At 61.6% G+C, this 16,286-nt stretch carries 18 protein-coding genes and 1 tRNA gene; 3 read left to right on the top strand and 16 right to left on the bottom strand.

Going from position 1 to position 16,286, the window contains the following annotated elements; genetic code table 11:
• Window positions 1-167 precede the first annotated feature (167 nt).
• Both CKW09_RS04995 and CKW09_RS04990 read right to left on the bottom strand, forming a co-directional pair.
• Window positions 168-243: transfer RNA gene (locus CKW09_RS04995), tRNA-Thr, on the bottom strand.
• Between the two features lie 156 nt (window positions 244-399).
• A complete protein-coding gene (locus CKW09_RS04990) occupies window positions 400-624 on the bottom strand; it encodes a helix-turn-helix domain-containing protein (RefSeq protein ID WP_061796381.1) in 225 nt (74 codons plus the stop codon).
• Window positions 625-728: 104 nt separating this feature from the next.
• On the opposite strand from CKW09_RS04990, the gene CKW09_RS04985 reads away from it, so the two are divergent.
• Entirely contained in the window at window positions 729-977 is a 249-nt protein-coding gene (locus CKW09_RS04985) for a helix-turn-helix domain-containing protein (RefSeq protein ID WP_095100017.1), read from the top strand.
• 129 nt (window positions 978-1,106) lie between these two features.
• Here CKW09_RS04985 and proA read toward each other — a convergent pair whose 3' ends face one another.
• From proA to gpt, 5 genes are all read right to left on the bottom strand, one after another.
• A complete protein-coding gene (gene proA, locus CKW09_RS04980) occupies window positions 1,107-2,360 on the bottom strand; it encodes a glutamate-5-semialdehyde dehydrogenase (protein WP_061796135.1) in 1,254 nt (417 codons plus the stop codon).
• A gap of 9 nt (window positions 2,361-2,369) precedes the next feature.
• Complete coding sequence (gene proB, locus CKW09_RS04975) at window positions 2,370-3,473, bottom strand: glutamate 5-kinase (protein WP_061796133.1); 1,104 nt, start codon at window positions 3,471-3,473, stop codon at window positions 2,370-2,372.
• Between the two features lie 113 nt (window positions 3,474-3,586).
• Window positions 3,587-3,988: a sigma factor-binding protein Crl gene (gene crl, locus CKW09_RS04970; RefSeq protein WP_061796132.1), complete on the bottom strand. Its 402-nt coding sequence runs from the start codon at window positions 3,986-3,988 to the stop codon at window positions 3,587-3,589.
• Window positions 3,989-4,048: 60 nt separating this feature from the next.
• Window positions 4,049-5,296, bottom strand: a complete 1,248-nt coding sequence (gene frsA, locus CKW09_RS04965) for an esterase FrsA (RefSeq protein ID WP_095095913.1) — start codon at window positions 5,294-5,296, stop codon at window positions 4,049-4,051.
• Window positions 5,297-5,437: 141 nt separating this feature from the next.
• Complete coding sequence (gpt, locus tag CKW09_RS04960) at window positions 5,438-5,896, bottom strand: xanthine phosphoribosyltransferase (protein ID WP_061796129.1); 459 nt, start codon at window positions 5,894-5,896, stop codon at window positions 5,438-5,440.
• A gap of 336 nt (window positions 5,897-6,232) precedes the next feature.
• Here gpt and pepD point away from each other — a divergent pair, with 336 nt between their 5' ends.
• A complete protein-coding gene (gene pepD / locus CKW09_RS04955) occupies window positions 6,233-7,693 on the top strand; it encodes a beta-Ala-His dipeptidase (protein WP_095095911.1) in 1,461 nt (486 codons plus the stop codon).
• 43 nt (window positions 7,694-7,736) lie between these two features.
• Here pepD and dinB read toward each other — a convergent pair whose 3' ends face one another.
• A complete protein-coding gene (gene dinB, locus CKW09_RS04950) occupies window positions 7,737-8,798 on the bottom strand; it encodes a DNA polymerase IV (protein WP_061796127.1) in 1,062 nt (353 codons plus the stop codon).
• A 176-nt stretch (window positions 8,799-8,974) separates the two neighbouring features.
• Between dinB and CKW09_RS04945 the strand changes: the two genes are divergently transcribed.
• A complete protein-coding gene (locus tag CKW09_RS04945) occupies window positions 8,975-9,871 on the top strand; it encodes a glycerophosphodiester phosphodiesterase family protein (RefSeq protein WP_095095908.1) in 897 nt (298 codons plus the stop codon).
• A 67-nt stretch (window positions 9,872-9,938) separates the two neighbouring features.
• Here the strand turns inward: CKW09_RS04945 and CKW09_RS04940 are convergent, their stop codons facing one another.
• The 8 genes from CKW09_RS04940 to CKW09_RS04900 form a co-directional block, all read right to left on the bottom strand.
• Window positions 9,939-10,358 (bottom strand): putative T6SS immunity periplasmic lipoprotein, encoded by a 420-nt coding sequence (locus tag CKW09_RS04940; protein WP_061796124.1) that lies wholly within the window; start codon window positions 10,356-10,358, stop codon window positions 9,939-9,941.
• A gap of 168 nt (window positions 10,359-10,526) precedes the next feature.
• Entirely contained in the window at window positions 10,527-10,754 is a 228-nt protein-coding gene (gene nqrM, locus CKW09_RS04930) for a (Na+)-NQR maturation NqrM (protein WP_061796123.1), read from the bottom strand.
• A 7-nt stretch (window positions 10,755-10,761) separates the two neighbouring features.
• The gene (locus CKW09_RS04925; RefSeq protein ID WP_095095899.1) at window positions 10,762-11,793 is read right to left on the bottom strand and encodes an FAD:protein FMN transferase; all 1,032 of its coding nucleotides are present in this window, start codon (window positions 11,791-11,793) and stop codon (window positions 10,762-10,764) included.
• Window positions 11,794-13,017: an NADH:ubiquinone reductase (Na(+)-transporting) subunit F gene (gene nqrF, locus CKW09_RS04920; protein ID WP_095095897.1), complete on the bottom strand. Its 1,224-nt coding sequence runs from the start codon at window positions 13,015-13,017 to the stop codon at window positions 11,794-11,796.
• Window positions 13,018-13,032: 15 nt separating this feature from the next.
• The gene (gene nqrE, locus CKW09_RS04915; RefSeq protein WP_061796119.1) at window positions 13,033-13,629 is read right to left on the bottom strand and encodes an NADH:ubiquinone reductase (Na(+)-transporting) subunit E; all 597 of its coding nucleotides are present in this window, start codon (window positions 13,627-13,629) and stop codon (window positions 13,033-13,035) included.
• A 6-nt stretch (window positions 13,630-13,635) separates the two neighbouring features.
• Window positions 13,636-14,265 (bottom strand): NADH:ubiquinone reductase (Na(+)-transporting) subunit D, encoded by a 630-nt coding sequence (locus CKW09_RS04910; protein WP_061796117.1) that lies wholly within the window; start codon window positions 14,263-14,265, stop codon window positions 13,636-13,638.
• On the bottom strand, window positions 14,258-15,052 hold the full coding sequence (locus tag CKW09_RS04905; protein ID WP_061796116.1) for a Na(+)-translocating NADH-quinone reductase subunit C: 795 nt from the start codon (window positions 15,050-15,052) through the stop codon (window positions 14,258-14,260). The genes CKW09_RS04910 and CKW09_RS04905 overlap by 8 nt, the downstream gene beginning before the upstream one ends.
• Window positions 15,042-16,283, bottom strand: coding sequence for an NADH:ubiquinone reductase (Na(+)-transporting) subunit B (locus tag CKW09_RS04900; protein ID WP_061796115.1), 1,242 nt, complete (start codon window positions 16,281-16,283; stop codon window positions 15,042-15,044). Before CKW09_RS04900 ends, CKW09_RS04905 begins: the two co-directional genes overlap by 11 nt.
• Between the last annotated feature and the right edge of the window lie 3 nt (window positions 16,284-16,286).

Here is a 16,286-nt window from a genome sequence, read left to right as displayed (position 1 = left end):
GCAACTCGTCAGAAATGGCGCTGTAGTGAGATGTTGAACATGCCGATGCATCGCTGCCAAATCTGCTCCGCCACAATTTTGCTACACCCACAGCGCGCAAAGACGCACCTCAGTGCTGAACAAGGCCAAACACTGAAAATTTAACTTGATGGTTTCATGAAGAAAGATGGTGCCGATAATAGGAGTCGAACCTACGACCTTCGCATTACGAATGCGCTGCTCTACCAACTGAGCTATATCGGCATAAGCCGGCCGGCGGGGCGCGGCGATGTGCGTTGAACAACTTAGACCTGCGCGCGAAGTGAGTCAATAGTCACCGGGTCGCTTGATTGTTTTGCCGGCAATGGTTAATTGAAAATCGTGCCGCACAGTCATCAAGTGCGGCACATGCAGCTCCCATCATTCGCCACGCATCGCATCAGCATAGCGGGAAGGCCATATTTCCGATGGCGGCAGCTCCAGCGCTTCGGCGATCAACCGCTCCCCTCTCGGCCAACGTCGAACCAGAGCGTTAGCCAAGGTTGAAGATGCCAGCCCCGCCTCTCTGGAAACTGCCGCCAACGTCGTGCCCTCCTTCTTTAAAGCGGCGATAACGTCCGCCGGGTGCCAATCGTGTTTATCCATCATGCTTAATCCTCCTGGCTACCTCTCCCCGCAATTATCCCGTTTTGGGATAATTGCGGCAATCGCAGATATTCGATTTTGGGATATCACTCGCGGAAAACCTCATGACCTCAGTTTATTCGGCAGAATATCAATTGATTATCAAAACACTTCGGGATGCTCGCGTAGAGAAGGGCATAACACAGGCGAAGCTGGCAGAAGAACTGGGGCGTCCGCAATCTTTTATCGCCAAGGTCGAAAATGGCGAACGAAAATTGGATGTCGTGGAATTTGCGCTGATCGCGCGATTACTGGATGTGGATACCGGCCCGATTATGGAACGTATTGGGCGCAAAACCGAAAAGCTGGCATAGAGGGAACGGGCTCACCGCTGCCCTTCAACGGATAAAGGCCCGGCTCGATCATTCCCGACCGCTCCCCCCTCAGAAACAATCAGGGCGCAGCAAGCTGCGCCCTGACATCGTCAATACCGCAACGCGGTCTTAGCTGCGCACCAGATCATCGCCGTAGCCAATCCACTTGTAGGTGGTCAGCGCGTCCAGGCCCATCGGCCCGCGGGCGTGCAGCTTCTGGGTGCTCACCGCCACTTCGGCGCCCAGGCCGAACTGGCCGCCGTCGGTGAAGCGGGTGCTGGCGTTCACGTACACCGCCGAGGAGTCCACCGCACGCACGAAGTGCTCGGCACTGCCCAGCGAGCGGGTGAGGATCGCGTCGGAGTGGCTGGTGCCGTGGGTGCGGATATGGTCGATGGCCTGATCGATGTCATCCACCAGCAGCACGTTCAGATCCAGCGAAAGCCATTCGTCATCATAATCTTCCGCGTTCACCGGCACGACCGTCGCCGGGCCATCTTGCAGCAGCGGCAAGGCGTTCTCGGCCGCGTGCAGCGTCACGCCCGCCGCCGCCATGCGCGCACTCAGCGCCGGCAGGAACTCGGCGGCGATGCTGCGGTTCACCAGCAGCGTTTCCAGCGAGTTGCAGGCGCTTGGGCGCTGTATTTTGGCGTTGTCGATCACCGTCAGCGCCTTGTCGAAATCGACGCTGTCGTCCACGTAGGTATGGCAAACGCCGATACCGCCGGTGATCACCGGAATGGTCGACTGTTCGCGGCACAGCTTGTGCAGGCCGGCGCCACCGCGCGGGATCAGCATGTCGACGTAACGGTCCAGCCGCAGCAGTTCGTTCACCAGCGCGCGGTCCGGGCTGTCGATCGCCTGCACCGCCGCCGCCGGCAGGCCGCACTGTTCCAGCGCCTGCTGGATCACTTTCACCGTCGCCTGGTTGGTGTGGTGGGTTTCTTTACCGCCGCGCAGGATCACCGCGTTGCCGGTCTTCAGGCACAGGCTGGCGACGTCGATGGTGACGTTCGGCCGCGCCTCGTAAATCACCCCGATCACCCCGAGCGGCACCCGGCGGCGTTCCAGCTTCAGCCCGCTGTCCAGCAGGCTGCCGTCCAATACGTGGCCGACCGGGTCGTTCAGGCGGCACACCTGGCGCACGTCGTTGGCGATCGCCGCCAGCCGCGCCGGGGTCAGCAACAGGCGATCGAGCAGCGCCTCGCTCATGCCGGTGGCGCGCGCCTGCGCCATGTCCCGTTCGTTAGCCAGCAGGATAGCTTCGCCGTTGGCTTCCAGCATGTCGGCCATCACCGACAGCACCTGGTTTTTCTTCGCCGTGCTCAGCACCGCCAGTTGCCAGGAGGCCTGCTTGGCGGCCTTCCCCATCTGCTCGAGCATGCTCACTCCTTAACTGACAATCATGTCGTCGCGGTGGACTGCCACCGGACCGTATTCGTAACCGAGGATCTCGCTGATTTCCTGCGAGTGGTGCCCGGCGATAATGCGCATCGCGTCGCTGTTATAACGGCTGACGCCGTGCGCCAGATCACGCCCCGCCAGGTTGCGGATGCGGATCACTTCGCCGCGCGAAAAGTCGCCCTTCACTTCGCGGATGCCCTTCGGCAGCAGCGAGCTGCCGCGCGCCATCATCGCCTCCACCGCGCCGTCGTCGACGGTGATCTCACCGGCCGGCGGCGCGCCGAAGATCCAGCGCTTGCGGTTTTCCAGCGGGGTTTCCAGCGCGTGGAAGCGGGTACCCACCGGCTTGCCTTCAATCACGTCCGCCACGACTCCCGGCTTGCTGCCGGCGGCGATCACCACGTCGATGCCGGCGCGGCAGGCCACGTCGGCCGCCTGCAGCTTGGTGCCCATGCCGCCGGTGCCCAGGCCGGAAACGCTGTCGCCGGCGATGGCGCGCAGCGCGTCGTCGATGCCGTGCACTTCACGGATCAGCTCGGCCTGCGGGTTGTTGCGCGGATCGGCGGTGTACAGCCCCTGCTGGTCGGTCAGCAGCAGCAGCTTGTCGGCGCCGGCCAAAATGGCCGCCAGCGCCGACAGGTTGTCATTGTCGCCCACCTTGATTTCCGCGGTGGCGACGGCGTCGTTCTCATTGATTACCGGCACGATGCGGTTGTCCAGCAATGCCGTCATGGTGTCGCGCGCGTTGAGGAAGCGCTCGCGGTCTTCCAGATCGGCGCGCGTCAGCAGCATCTGCCCGACGTGAATGCCGTAAATGGAAAACAGCTGCTCCCACAGCTGGATCAACCGGCTCTGCCCAACCGCCGCCAGCAGCTGCTTGGAGGCGATGGTGGCGGGAAGCTCGGGGTAGCCCAGGTGCTCGCGGCCGGCGGCAATCGCGCCGGAGGTGACGATAACGATGCGGTGGCCCGCTGCATGCTGTTGTGCGCACTGGCGCACCAGTTCGACAATGTGGGCGCGGTTCAGGCGCAACGATCCGCCGGTCAACACGCTGGTGCCCAATTTCACAACCAATGTCTGGCTGCCGTTCATAGTATTTCTGCCGTGTAGATGAGAATGAGAGTGCAAAGGACTTTGTAACAGGAGAGACGCGTTATGCCAACAGGCACAACGCGAAATCAGCACAATACTGTGGTCAAACGGGGTCAGGCGGAGAGTTTGATCAGTTTTTCTTTGAAATCGGCGGCGGGTTCCAGCGCCAGTTCCATGGTCGCCAGCAGCTCGCCCAGGCGGCGATGGAAATCGCGCAGCGTGGTTTCCAGCTTGGTTTTTACTTCAGCATCCTTAATCTTTTCCGCCGTCCACTGCCCTTCTTTATCGAACAGGCCGAACTGGTAGGAATAGGTAAAGCGCGCATCGTCCGCCTGCAGCTCCATCCACCAGCCCCAGAACTCGCGCTTCTCCGGCGCAGGCTTTACATTGACGCAGACGGCTAAACAATCAAAGAAAAAACGGTCGTTTTCACATTGCCCTTCACGCAGGTACGGCCCCAAGCTGGCGAAACGTTTCATTAGTCGGCTTTTAGGGTGACCACTCGGTAACGTCATTCTCTAACCTCCTCAATGTAGACCACTCTTTTTAACAAACTGTTAAAATTTAGCAACTAATTAACGCATTTTATCTTTTAGCCAACCGGACATCTGCAGCAACGCCTTGTGGAAACCGTCGTAAACCGGCGTGCGCGGAATGGCCAGCAGCTTGCCGCGCAGCGAGGAAGAGGCGATCAGTTGCGATTCCTCTTTCGGGCTGAGCGGATCGCGCTCCCAGTAGCCGGAAAGCATCGGCGTCGGGCAGCGGCGGCCCAGCAGGCCCTGGGTTTTCAGCGAGTAGCTGTTCAGCTCCACCTTCAGCACGTTGTCCGAGGCGTTGGCCATCCCCATCCGGCTGGCCAGCACGTCCATATACATGTCCGGCACGTTCTTCTGGATGCCGCCGTCGCACAGCAGGCGATGCACCACCGGCCCCAGGCAGGCCACGCCGCGCAGCCGCTGCGGCTCCAGGTAGCCCAGCCGCACCGCCACGTTGGCGCCGAAGCGGAAGCCGAAGGCGGTGACCCGCTGATGGTCCACCCAGGCCACCGAAGCCAGCTGAATCAGCACCTGCTGGTGCAGGTAGCTGGAGTCCTGCGTCAGCTTCCATTTGCAGGAGGATCCGATCGACGGCATGTCGAGGGTCAGCATGGCGATGCCGTGCGGCGCCAGATATTCGCGGAACAGGCGGTGATAGTCGGTCTGCAGGGTGTCCAGGCTGCCGCACATCAGCACCGTCGGGAACGGCGCTTCGCCCCTGGCCGGCAGGTGCAGAAAGCCGGTGACGCTGCCGCCGCCCTCGATGCGGAACTCCAGCTCTTTCAGCTGATACGGCAACAGCAGCGCCGCTTCTTCATAGGCGCGGTTGGCCAGCATTTCCGCCTGCTCGGCCAGCTCGTCGCCCTTCAGGTGCGGGTAGCCGGCGATGCTGTAGAAGTTGACCGCCTTCAGCCAATACTGGCCGCCGATCAGCGGGTCCTGCTGCTCCAGCGCGCGTTGCTGCCACTGCATGCCCTGGTGAACCCACTCGTAGATCCAGTTGCCGTTGCGGTAACCCACCACGGTATCGAGGTGCTGCGGCTTGCTGCGTTCGGCGTCCGAGGCGGCGATGCGCGCCAGCACCTCGTTGATTTCGATCGGATCGACGCCGCGCCAGGCCCACAGCAGCGGGTTCAGCATGCGGTACCAGTTGCCGGTGGTGTCGCCTTCCAGCGCGGAATGCAGATCGGCGCTCACTTTATTGCGCGCGCGCAGCACCAGCGTCGAGGTTTCGGGGTGTTTGAATGAGGGTTTGAACAGGATTTCAGAAAGGTTGGCCTGTGCCATGGTAACAACAGCCTCCGTAAATCTGGCCGTAGGCCGCAAACAGCCTACTTAACTGGAGGTAGTGTACCTAACTCTGTCTCAAGAAACCAAAATAACGAAAACGCCCGGCATAACCGGGCGTTTTACGGGAGCGAGCCGGGATTAACGGCCGCCGATCGGCGGCACGAAGGTCACCGCCATATCCCACGGCTGTTCGATCCAGGTGTCCTGCGGGATGTCGACCACGTAGTCGTCCACCAGCGGGCGGCCCGCCGGCTTGGCGAAGATGGTGACGAAGTGGGCTCTCGGGTACATCTCGCGGATCGCTTTCGCGGTGCCGCCGGTATCCACCAGGTCGTCCACCACGATGAAGCCTTCACCGTCGCCTTCGGCGCGCTTGAGCACCTTCATTTCGCGTTGGTTGTCATGGTCATAGCTGGAAATGCAGACGGTATCCACGTGGCGGATGCCCAGTTCGCGCGCCAGCAGGGCCGCCGGCACCAGGCCGCCGCGGCTAACGGCAATAATGCCCGTCCATTGGTCAGCAGGCAGCAGGCGATGCGCCAGCTTGCGCGCTTGCATTTGCAACATGTCCCAGGTAACAACGTATTTTTCGCTCATAGAATGGTGTCCCAGCCAGCAGTGATGTGGCTTACTCAGTAGTCAGGGGAAAAAAGGTTGCGCGAGATTATAGAGACTGGCCGCGCCGAATACCAGTTGTACCGAGGAAATCATAAGTATTTCCTCTGGCGCGGATACTGGTGATTGATGCTGGCAAAGTGAACAAGTTCGCGGCAAAGCCGTGTGATCAAGCGCTTAAACCGCACAATAGGGTGCGCGCACCCGCTGAAATAAAGTGATATTCTCTGGGGATCGTGCCGCCGCGCACAGATGCCCACTTACCCTAACCGCACGGTATTGCCGCCCCGCCGGACATGCCGTTACAGGAGACTTATAGTGTCTGAATTGTCTCAACTTTCGCCACAGCCGCTGTGGGATATTTTTGCCAAGATCTGCTCTATTCCGCACCCTTCTTATCATGAAGAAGCGCTGGCGCAGCACATCCTCGACTGGGCGAAAGAGAAAAACCTGCACGCCGAGCGCGACCAGGTCGGCAACATCCTGCTGCGCAAGCCCGCCACCAAAGGCATGGAAAACCGCAAGCCGGTCGCCCTGCAGGCGCACCTGGACATGGTGCCGCAGAAGAATAACGACACCCTGCACGACTTCACCAAGGATCCGATCCAGCCGTACGTCGCCGGCGAGTGGATCAAGGCGCGCGGCACTACCCTGGGCGCCGACAACGGCATCGGCATGGCGTCCGCGCTGGCGGTGCTGGCCGACGACAGCGTCGAGCACGGCCCGCTGGAAGTGCTGCTGACCATGACCGAAGAAGCCGGCATGGACGGCGCGTTCGGCCTGCAACCCAACTGGCTGCAGGCGGACATTCTGATCAACACCGATTCCGAAGAGGAAGGCGAAATCTACATGGGTTGCGCCGGCGGTATTGACTTCATCACCACCCTGCCGCTGCAGCGCGAAGCGGTGCCGGCCGGTTACCAAACCCTGAAGCTGACCCTGAAAGGCCTGAAGGGCGGCCACTCCGGCGCGGAAATCCACGTCGGCCTGGGCAACGCCAACAAGCTGTTGGCGCGCTTCCTGTTCGCCCATGCCAACGCACTGAAACTGCGCGTGCTGGATCTGAACGGCGGCACCCTGCGCAACGCCATCCCGCGTGAGGCTTCGGCGATCGTCGCCGTGCCGGCCGATCAGGCCGACGCGCTGAAAGCGCTGGGCCAGGAATACCTGGCGACCCTGCAGAACGAGCTCGCCGCCAAAGAGAAGAACATCACCGTATTGCTGGAGCCGTCCGACAGCAGCGCGCAGGCGCTGACCGCCGACAGCCAGCAGCGTTTCCTGGCGCTGCTGAACGGCACGCCGAACGGCGTGATCCGCATGAGCGACGCGGTGAAAGGCGTGGTGGAGACCTCGCTGAACGTCGGCGTGGTCACCACCAGCGAGAACGAAGCGGAAATCATCTGCCTGATCCGTTCGCTGATCGACAGCGGCAAAGACTACGTGGTCGAGATGCTGACCGCGCTGGGCCAGCTGGCCGGCGCCAAGGTGGCGCCGAAGGGCGGCTACCCGGGCTGGCAGCCGGACGCGGCCTCGCCGGTCATGAAGCTGGTGCGCGAGCTTTACCAGGACCTGTTCGACAAGACGCCGAACATCATGGTGATCCACGCCGGCCTGGAATGCGGGCTGTTCAAGAAGCCGTACCCGAACATGGACATGGTGTCGATCGGCCCAACCATCACCGGCCCGCACTCGCCGGATGAGCAGGTGCATATCGAAAGCGTCGGCCTGTACTGGAAGCTGCTGACCGCACTGCTGAAAGCGATCCCTGAACGCGCCTGACCGCCGCGTTTAACCGCATCAGGCCGGCTTTCGCCGGCCTTTTTCATTCCCACGGCAGCAGCAGCTGCCGCTCCAGCTGCGGATCCAGCAGCGTCACGTGCAGCCCCACCAGCCGCACGCCGCGCCCTTCCCGCCGCTCGCGCCACGCCTGCCGCGCCACCTCCAGCAGATCCTGCCGATTCAGCACCGGGAATACGTGCTCCTGGGTGGTTTGCTGAAAATCCTGAAACTTCAGCTTCACCCCCTGGCGGGCGATATGCAGATCCGGCTTCACCTTGCGCAGCCGCAGCTCCAGTTCGGGGTAGAGCTTATCGACAATCAGCGCCTCGCAGTCTTCCCAGTCGTGGATGTCTTCCGCCAGCGTGCGCTCCACCCCTACCGACTTACGCAGCCGCTCCGAGGAAACCTCGCGCAGGTCAATGCCCTGGCAGCGCTCCCACAGCACCCGGCCAAACTTGCCGAAGCGCTTGAGCAACAGCGCCAGATCGTACTGCTGCACGTCGGCGCAGGTGGTTAACCCCACCTCTTCCAGCCGCTTGGCGGTCACCTTGCCGACGCCGGGGATCTTGCTCAGCCGCAGCTGCTGCAAAAACGCCGGCACCTGCGCCGGCGTGATCACATACTGCCCGTTCGGCTTGTTCAGCTCGGAGGCGATCTTGGCGAGGAATTTGATTGGCGCGATGCCGGCCGAGGCGGTGAGGTTCAGTTCATCGGCGATCGCCTGGCGAATTTCCTGGGCGATCAAGGTTGCCGATCCGTTGCACTGGGGGCTGTCGGTAACGTCCAGATAGGCTTCGTCCAACGACAGCGGCTCGATCAGCGGGGTGTAGCGGGCGAAGATCTCGCGGATATGCAGCGAGGCTTCCTTGTAGGCCGCCATGCGGCCCGGCAGCAGGGTGAGATGCGGGCACAGTTTGAGCGCCATCGCCGTCGACATCGCGCTGTGCACGCCGTAGCGGCGCGCCGGGTAGTTGGCGGTGCTGATCACCCCGCGCCGATCGGCGCTGCCGCCAATCGCCAACGGAATATCGCGCAGGCTGGGATCGTCGCGCATTTCCACCGCGGCGAAGAAGCAGTCCATATCGACATGAATGATTTTACGCATCGCACCCTCCAACAATACTGTATAAGTATACAGTCAGTTATTGAAAGCTCAAGGCTCGGTTGGCTCGGGGAAAACGGCGTTTTCGCCAGATATTTTCGCGTTGTTAAAAAAGCTTAATTTTTCAATAGTATGATTTCCGCAGCTTCGCCATTCGCTTCCTCATAAAGGTATCCCGCATGATCAGGTTTTCCCGTTTGCTGTTGGCCTCCGCGCTGTCGCTCTGCGCGCTGGCCGCAGGCGCCGACGCCGGCCATGCGCCGGCGATTGTCGCCCACCGCGGCGGCACCGCCGATGCGCCGGAAAATACCCGCATCGCCATTGAAACCGCGCTGAAAAACGGCGCCGACGCCGTCTGGATCACCCTGCAGCAGTCCAAAGACGGCGCCATCGTGCTGTACCGCCCATCGGATCTGCAGGCGTTGACCAACCAACGGGGGCCGGTCTCCGCCTACAGCGCCGAGCAGCTGGCCAAGGCCGACGCCGGCTGGTCGTTCGCCAAAGGCGAGGCTCATCCGTTCCGCGGCCAGGGCATCGGCATCCCGCGGCTGGACGAGGTACTGAAGGCCTTCCCGCGCGTCACCTTCTATCTGGACATCAAATCGCCGGACGCCGATCCGGCGCGGTTCGGCAAAGCGCTGCTGGCGACGCTGCAGGAGACCGACAGCCTGAACCGCACCCGCGTCTACTCCACCGACGCCCGCTACCTGCAGGCGCTGCCGCCGCAGATCAAACGCTTCGAGAGCCGCGACCATACCCGCAGCCTGCTGGCCAATATCACTATGGCGCACCAGTGCGACGTTAAGCCGGGCGCCCCGCAGCCGCGTTGGTACGGGCTGGAGCTGAAGCGCGAAGTGGAGGTTGTGGAGAAATACACCCTGGGCGAGGGGCGCTCCAGGGCGTTTCTGACATGGGATAAGGAATCGATGGACTGCTTCCGTTCGCAAGGCCCGGCGCATATCATTCTGTTCGGCGTCAATTCGCCGCAGGAGTACCAGCAGGCGCTGGCGCTGGGGGCAGATGGGGTGATGGTCAACTCGCCGGCCGAGGCGAAAAGCTTCCGCAAGGCGAAATAAACCACCGGCTAACGGCATAAGGCGGTTCGACAAATCATCCTTATGCCTGCCTGGCTTTCAACGTCCGTTAGTGAGCAGGAACCACCTGGATGATGCCATTTTCATTGCGCACACTAAACCCAGCCCCGAATAGCCGGGCGGCAGGTTCAATGCCTTTACTTCGTTTCTCCCGCGACAACAGCGTCACCGATACCCCGTAAGACTTCCCGTCTTCGAATTTATAGTTAAAATCAGGAATGCATTTATCCGATGTTACCGCGGGCATCTCGTTATCAATGAAATTCTTGCCAAAGATAGCGTTGGCGTTGCCGAGTTCCTCGATAATAATGCCTGATAGCCGCTCATCGCCTTCAGGTTGAACCCGCACACAGACTTGATTATCAAAGGCAGTGACGTCGGCCGTGTAGTTCCTGGGCCTAGGATCGTTTATGTGCATGCAGCCGGAAAGCAACAAAGTCAGAGTTCCTGAGAAAATAATGCGGTTCATCCTGTTACCTCTGCTTAAGAAACTGAGAAAGCGTGCGCTCGTATTTGCCGATTATATTTTTATCCGTCACGCCCTGAAAATTCACGCCATTGTTAATCGTACCCAGCCAGATTTTCATGTGCCTTTCGGCAAGGCCCAATAAAAAACCCGACCTCGGCCGGGTTTTCGCTACAGAATGCGGTGCTTGTCCAGTTGCTCTCGCCGCAGCGCCTCTTTGGCTTCGCGCTTCTTGCGCGCGTCGCAGGGTTCCGGGCAGTCGCATACCTTGTCCATCCCCAGCGCGGTGATGCCGCCGCAGCTGCCCTGCAGGCTCTTGCGTTTAAACACGTAGCCCAGCGACATGCCGCCGATAATCAGCAGAAACAACACGAAGGTGGCGACAAATACCGTCAGCATAGCGGCCTCACGAACTCTTTTTCAGATAAGGCTTGAAGGCGTCGGAATAGCGCTCTTCAAAGCCGTCGGCGGTTTTCACAATCATGAATACCGGGATCCCCAGCAGGTTGGCCAATGCCATGCCGCGCTCCGGCCCCAGCACGTTCAGCCCGGTGGACAGGCCGTCGGCGGTCATGCAGGTTGGGCTGAGCACGGTGATCGACACCAGCCGATGATGGATCGGCCGGCCGCTGATCGGATCGATAGTGTGCGAGTAGCGCACGCCGTCCTGCTCGAAGTAATTGCGGTAATCCCCCGAAGTGGCGATCGACATTTCGCCCGGCTGGATCACCAATTGCGCCTGTTGCCGCGCGCCGGCGGTCGGCCGCTCGATGGCGATGCGCCAGGGTTTTCGCTCGCCGCTATGCCCGCGGGTGCGCACCTCGCCGCCGATATCCACCATGTAGTTTGTGACCTGCCGCGACTGCAGATAGCCGGCAATCACGTCCACGCCGTAGCCTTTGGCGATCGACGAGAGATCGACATACAGCTCGGGAATGCGCTTCACCAGCGCATTGCCCTGCACCGCCAGCTTATCCGCGCCGGTCCAGGCGCGGCGCCGCTCCAGTTCGGCGCCGCTCGGCACTTTGTCCGGCCGCCCTTCCGGGCCGAAGCCCCACAGGTTGACCAGCGGCCCGACGGTCACGTCCAGCGCGCCGTCGGTCACCCGATTGATGCGCAGCGCCTCCAGCACCACCTCGGCGGTGGCCGGCGAAACCGGGAAAGGCTTATCCACCGCGCGGCTGGCGTTGAAGCGGCTCAGCTCGGAATCCGGCCGGTAGGTGGACATCCGATCGTTCACCTGCTCCAGCCGCTTGTCGATCTCCGCCTGCATCTCCCGCGCCGGCGGCGTGCCGTCGCCGGTCACGTAGCGGATCGAATACGCGGTGCCCATGGTTTTGCCTTCCAGGTTCACCTGCTCCGGCCCGCAGCCGGTCAGCAGCAGGGTGGCGCCCAGCGCCACCGTGGTCAGCCAAGCTTTCATCGCCAATGCGCGCATTTAGCCACCAAAGTCATCCAGCATGATGTTTTCGTCCTCGACGCCCAGATCTTTCAGCATCTTGATCACCGCGGCGTTCATCATCGGCGGCCCGCACATATAGAACTCGCAGTCCTCAGGCGCCGGATGGTTGCGCAGATAGTTCTCCAGCAGAACATTATGGATAAAGCCGGTGTAACCGGTCCAGTTATCCTCGGGCTGCGGATCGGACAGCGCCACGTGCCAGGTGAAGTTTTCATTCTCCGCCTGCAGCTGGTTGAAGTCATCCTCGTAGAACATTTCACGCAGCGAACGCGCGCCGTACCAGAAGGTGATCTTGCGCTTCGAGTTCAGGCGCTTCAGCTGATCGAAGATGTGCGAACGCATCGGCGCCATGCCCGCGCCGCCGCCGATGAAGATCATTTCGGCATCGGTGTCCTTGGCGAAGAACTCGCCGAACGGCCCGGAGATGGTCACCTTGTCGCCGGCCTTCAGCGACCAGATGTACGAAGACATGATGCCCGGCGGCACGTCCGGATTGTTCGGCGGCGGCGTGGCGATGCGCACGTTGAGCATGATGATGCCCTTTTCGTCCGGGTAGTTGGCCATCGAGTAGGCGCGCACCGTGGTGTCGGCAACCGTCGAGCGGTAGCGGAACAGGTTGAACCTGTCCCAGTCGCCGCGGTACTCCTGCGGCACCTCGAAGTCGGCGTAGCGGACGTCGTGGGCCGGCGCTTCGATCTGGATAAACCCGCCGGCGCGGAACGGCACGTCTTCGCCGTCGGGGATTTTCAGCTTCAGCTCTTTGATAAAGGTGGCTTTGTTATCGTTGGAGATAACCTCGCACTCCCACTTCTTCACGCCGAAGATCTCTTCCGGCAGCTCGATTTTCAGGTTCTGCTTCACGTTCACCTGGCAGGCCAGGCGGCAGCCCTCTTTCGCTTCGCGCTTGTTGATGTGCGAAAGCTCGGTCGGCAGGATGTCGCCGCCGCCCTCTTTGATCACTACCCGGCACTGGCCGCAGGAGCCGCCGCCGCCGCAGGCCGAGGACACGAAGATCCCCTGGCTGGAGAGCATGTTGAGCAGCTTGTCGCCCGCCGGCGCGCTGAAGCTTTTATCCAGATCGCCGTTGATTTCCACCGCGATGTCGCCGGTGTTCACCAGCTTCGATTTGGCGAATAAAATCAGCAATACCAGCACCATCACGATGCCGGTAAACATGGCCACGCCTAAAATGATTTCCATAAATTCTTCCCGCCTTTACAACTGAACACCGGAGAAGGACATAAAGCCCAGCGCCATCAGCCCGGTGGTGATAAAGGTAATGCCCAGGCCGCGCAACCCTGCGGGGACATTGGCATACTTGAGTTTTTCGCGGATCCCCGCCATGGCGACAATCGCCAGCATCCAGCCGGTGCCGGAGCCGAAGCCGTACACCACCGATTCGGCGAAGTTGTAGTCGCGCTGCACCATAAAGGACACGCCGCCGAAGATGGCGCAGTTCACGGTGATCAGCGGCAGGAAGATGCCGAGCGCGTTGTACAGCGACGGGAAGAAGCGATCGAGGATCATCTCCAGGATCTGCACCAGCGCCGCAATCACGCCGATGAAGGTGATGAAGTTGAGGAAGCTCAGATCGACGCCTTCCACCAGCGCGCCGTCGCGCAGCACCAGGTTGTAGACCAGGTTGTTGACCGGCACCGAGATGCCGAGCACCAGGGTGACCGCCACGCCCAGGCCAAAGGCGGTCGACACCTTCTTCGACACCGCCAGGAAGGTGCACATGCCGAGGAAGAACGCCAGCGCCATGTTCTCAACGAACACCGCGCGCACAAACAGGCTGATATAGTGTTCCATCCGCCATTACTCCTTTTCGATCTGTGCGGGCTTCAGGGTGCGCAGCACCCAGATCAGCAGGCCGATGATAAAGAACGCGCTCGGCGCCAGCAGGAACAGGCCGTTCGGCTGATACCAGCCGCCGTTCTGCACCGTCTCCAGCACCGGAATGCCGAACAGCTTGCCGGAGCCGATCAGCTCGCGCAGGAAACCCACCAGCACCAGGATCACGCCATAGCCCAGCCCGTTGCCGATGCCGTCCATAAAGCTTTCGATCGGCGGCGACTTCATGGCGTAAGCCTCGGCGCGCCCCATCACGATGCAGTTGGTGATGATCAGGCCGACGAACACCGACAGCTGCTTGGAAATCTCGAACGCGTAGGCGCGCAGCACCTGGTCCACCACGATCACCAACGAGGCGATGATCGCCATCTGCACGATGATGCGCACGCTGTTCGGAATGTGGTGGCGGATCAGCGAGATGAAGAAGCTGGAGAACGCCGTCACCAGCGTCACCGCGATGGTCATCACCACCGCCGTTTCCAGCTTGGTGGTCACCGCCAGCGCCGAACAGACGCCCAACACCTGCAGCGCGATCGGGTTGTTGTCGAACAGCGGCCCCAGCAGGACCCGCTTAATTTCTTGGGAATCAGCCATTTTTCAGCGCTCCTTCACGAACTTTTTTCAGGAACGGGCCAAAGCCGTGCTCGCCCAACCAGAAATCAAAAGTATGCTGCACGCCGTTGGAGGTCAGCGTGGCGCCGGACAGCCCGTCCACCCCATGCTCATCCCCCGGGCGCGCCCCGCCTTTCACTACGCGGATCGCCGGTTGCCCATCGGCGTCGAACAGCTTTTTGCCGACCCACTGCTGGCGCCAGCCGGGGTTCTCGACCTCACCGCCCAGCCCCGGGGTCTCACCCTGGTCGTAATAGGTGATGCCTTTTACCGTATTGCCGTCGCTGTCCAACGCCACGAAGGCGTACATCATCGACCACAGGCCGGTGCCGTAAACCGGCAGTACGATCTTGCTCACCGCACCGCCTTCGTCGCGCACCAGATAGATTTCCGCCTGGTTGCTGCGACGCTTGATGCCGGCCGGATCGTCGCTCGCCGCCAGCGCCGCGCTCTTGCCGTCGTCGCGCAGCGCGGCCGCCAGATCGAACGCCGCCGCCTTGCCGGCCACAAACTCGCCGCTGTTCAAATCCAGCAGGCGCGGTTCGATGCGCTGGCTGAACAGGCTCTTCACCTGCTCGCCTTCCATTTTCGGCTGCAGCAGGCCGGCCACGTCGAGGATATTGCGCTGCTTGTCGAGCAGCTTCTGCTCCTGCTGTTTGGACTTCAGGCCGACGGCGGAACCCGCCACCACCACCGAACACACCAGACACAGCAGCAGCACCACCAGCAATGTTTTGCCGATGCCGTCGTTTTTAGATTCATTCGCCACGGGCTTTTCTCCGCTTGATGTTGGCCTGCACCACCAGGTAATCGAACAGCGGCGCGAACAGGTTGGCGAACAGGATCGCCAGCATCATGCCTTCCGGGTAGGCCGGGTTGACCACTCGGATCAGCACGCACATCACGCCGATCAGAATGCCGTACCACCATTTCCCCTTATTGGTGAACGAGGCGGAAACCGGGTCGGTCGCCATAAAGATCATGCCGAAGGCGAAGCCGCCCAACACCAGGTGCCAGTACCACGGCATGGCGAACATCGGGTTGGTGGCGGAGCCGATGGCGTTGAACAACATGGCCGAGGCCACCATGCCGAGCATCACGCCGGCGACGATGCGCCAGGAAGCCACGCGGCCGAACAGGATAATCGCCCCGCCGATCAGGATCATCAGCGTGGAGACTTCACCTACCGAGCCGGGAATGTTGCCGAGGAAGGCGTCCATCCAGCCGATCGACTGCCCGGTGGCGACGTTGCTCAGGCTGTGCGCCCCGCCCGCGCTCCACTGCGCCAACGGCGTCGCGCCGGAGAAGCCGTCGGCGGCGGTCCACACCAGATCGCCGGAGATCTGCGCCGGGTAGGCGAAGAACAGGAAGGCGCGGCCGGCCAGCGCCGGGTTGAGGAAGTTGCGCCCGGTGCCGCCGAAGATCTCCTTGGCCACCACCACGCCGAAGGTGATGCCCAGCGCGGCCTGCCACAGCGGCAGGGTCGGCGGTACGATCAGCGCGAACAGGATCGAGGTGACGAAGAAGCCTTCGTTGATCTCATGCTTGCGGATAACCGCGAACAGCACCTCCCAGAAGCCGCCGACGATAAACACCACCGCGTAGATAGGCAGGAAGTAGCAGGCGCCGAGCACCATTTTGCTGATCCAGCCGGCGTCCGCCGCCAGCGAGGCGCCCAGCCACTGCGCCAGGCGATAGTGCCAGTCGCCCGCCAATGCCTGCTGCAGCTGATCGCCGCCGTACAGGTGATGCAGCGCCGGGATCGCCTGCTGGCCGACGTTGTACATGCCCCAGAACATCGCCGGGAATACCGCCAGCCACACCAGGATCATCATGCGTTTCAGGTCGATGGCGTCGCGCACGTGCGAAGCGCCGCGCGTCACCGTGCCGGGGGTGTAGAACACCGTGGTGGTCGCTTCGTACAGCGGGTACCACTTTTCCAGCTTGCCGCCCGGCGTGAAGTGATGCTCAATCTTCTCAAAAAAATTCTTCAGGCCCATCGG

Origin of the sequence: Serratia ficaria (assembly GCF_900187015.1) — a bacterium.
GTDB classification, from domain to species: Bacteria; Pseudomonadota; Gammaproteobacteria; order Enterobacterales; family Enterobacteriaceae; genus Serratia; species Serratia ficaria.
The sequence above is the reverse complement of the archived record's forward strand: the minus strand, read 5'-3'. Positions and strand labels throughout refer to the sequence as shown.

Coding starts and splice junctions, on each gene's coding strand:
- dinB (WP_061796127.1), bottom strand. CDS start 8,798: ATGCGTAAAATCATTCATGTCGATATGGACTGCTTCTTCGCCGCGGTG.
- crl (WP_061796132.1), bottom strand. CDS start 3,988: ATGACGTTACCGAGTGGTCACCCTAAAAGCCGACTAATGAAACGTTTC.
- CKW09_RS04900 (WP_061796115.1), bottom strand. CDS start 16,283: ATGGGCCTGAAGAATTTTTTTGAGAAGATTGAGCATCACTTCACGCCG.
- CKW09_RS04940 (WP_061796124.1), bottom strand. CDS start 10,358: ATGAACCGCATTATTTTCTCAGGAACTCTGACTTTGTTGCTTTCCGGC.
- CKW09_RS04985 (WP_095100017.1), top strand. CDS start 729: ATGACCTCAGTTTATTCGGCAGAATATCAATTGATTATCAAAACACTT.
- CKW09_RS04990 (WP_061796381.1), bottom strand. CDS start 624: ATGGATAAACACGATTGGCACCCGGCGGACGTTATCGCCGCTTTAAAG.
- nqrM (WP_061796123.1), bottom strand. CDS start 10,754: ATGCTGACGGTATTTGTCGCCACCTTCGTGTTGTTTCTGCTGATTATC.
- gpt (WP_061796129.1), bottom strand. CDS start 5,896: ATGAGCGAAAAATACGTTGTTACCTGGGACATGTTGCAAATGCAAGCG.
- nqrF (WP_095095897.1), bottom strand. CDS start 13,017: ATGGAAATCATTTTAGGCGTGGCCATGTTTACCGGCATCGTGATGGTG.
- nqrE (WP_061796119.1), bottom strand. CDS start 13,629: ATGGAACACTATATCAGCCTGTTTGTGCGCGCGGTGTTCGTTGAGAAC.
- CKW09_RS04910 (WP_061796117.1), bottom strand. CDS start 14,265: ATGGCTGATTCCCAAGAAATTAAGCGGGTCCTGCTGGGGCCGCTGTTC.
- proB (WP_061796133.1), bottom strand. CDS start 3,473: ATGAACGGCAGCCAGACATTGGTTGTGAAATTGGGCACCAGCGTGTTG.
- CKW09_RS04925 (WP_095095899.1), bottom strand. CDS start 11,793: ATGCGCGCATTGGCGATGAAAGCTTGGCTGACCACGGTGGCGCTGGGC.
- CKW09_RS04945 (WP_095095908.1), top strand. CDS start 8,975: ATGATCAGGTTTTCCCGTTTGCTGTTGGCCTCCGCGCTGTCGCTCTGC.
- frsA (WP_095095913.1), bottom strand. CDS start 5,296: ATGGCACAGGCCAACCTTTCTGAAATCCTGTTCAAACCCTCATTCAAA.
- proA (WP_061796135.1), bottom strand. CDS start 2,360: ATGCTCGAGCAGATGGGGAAGGCCGCCAAGCAGGCCTCCTGGCAACTG.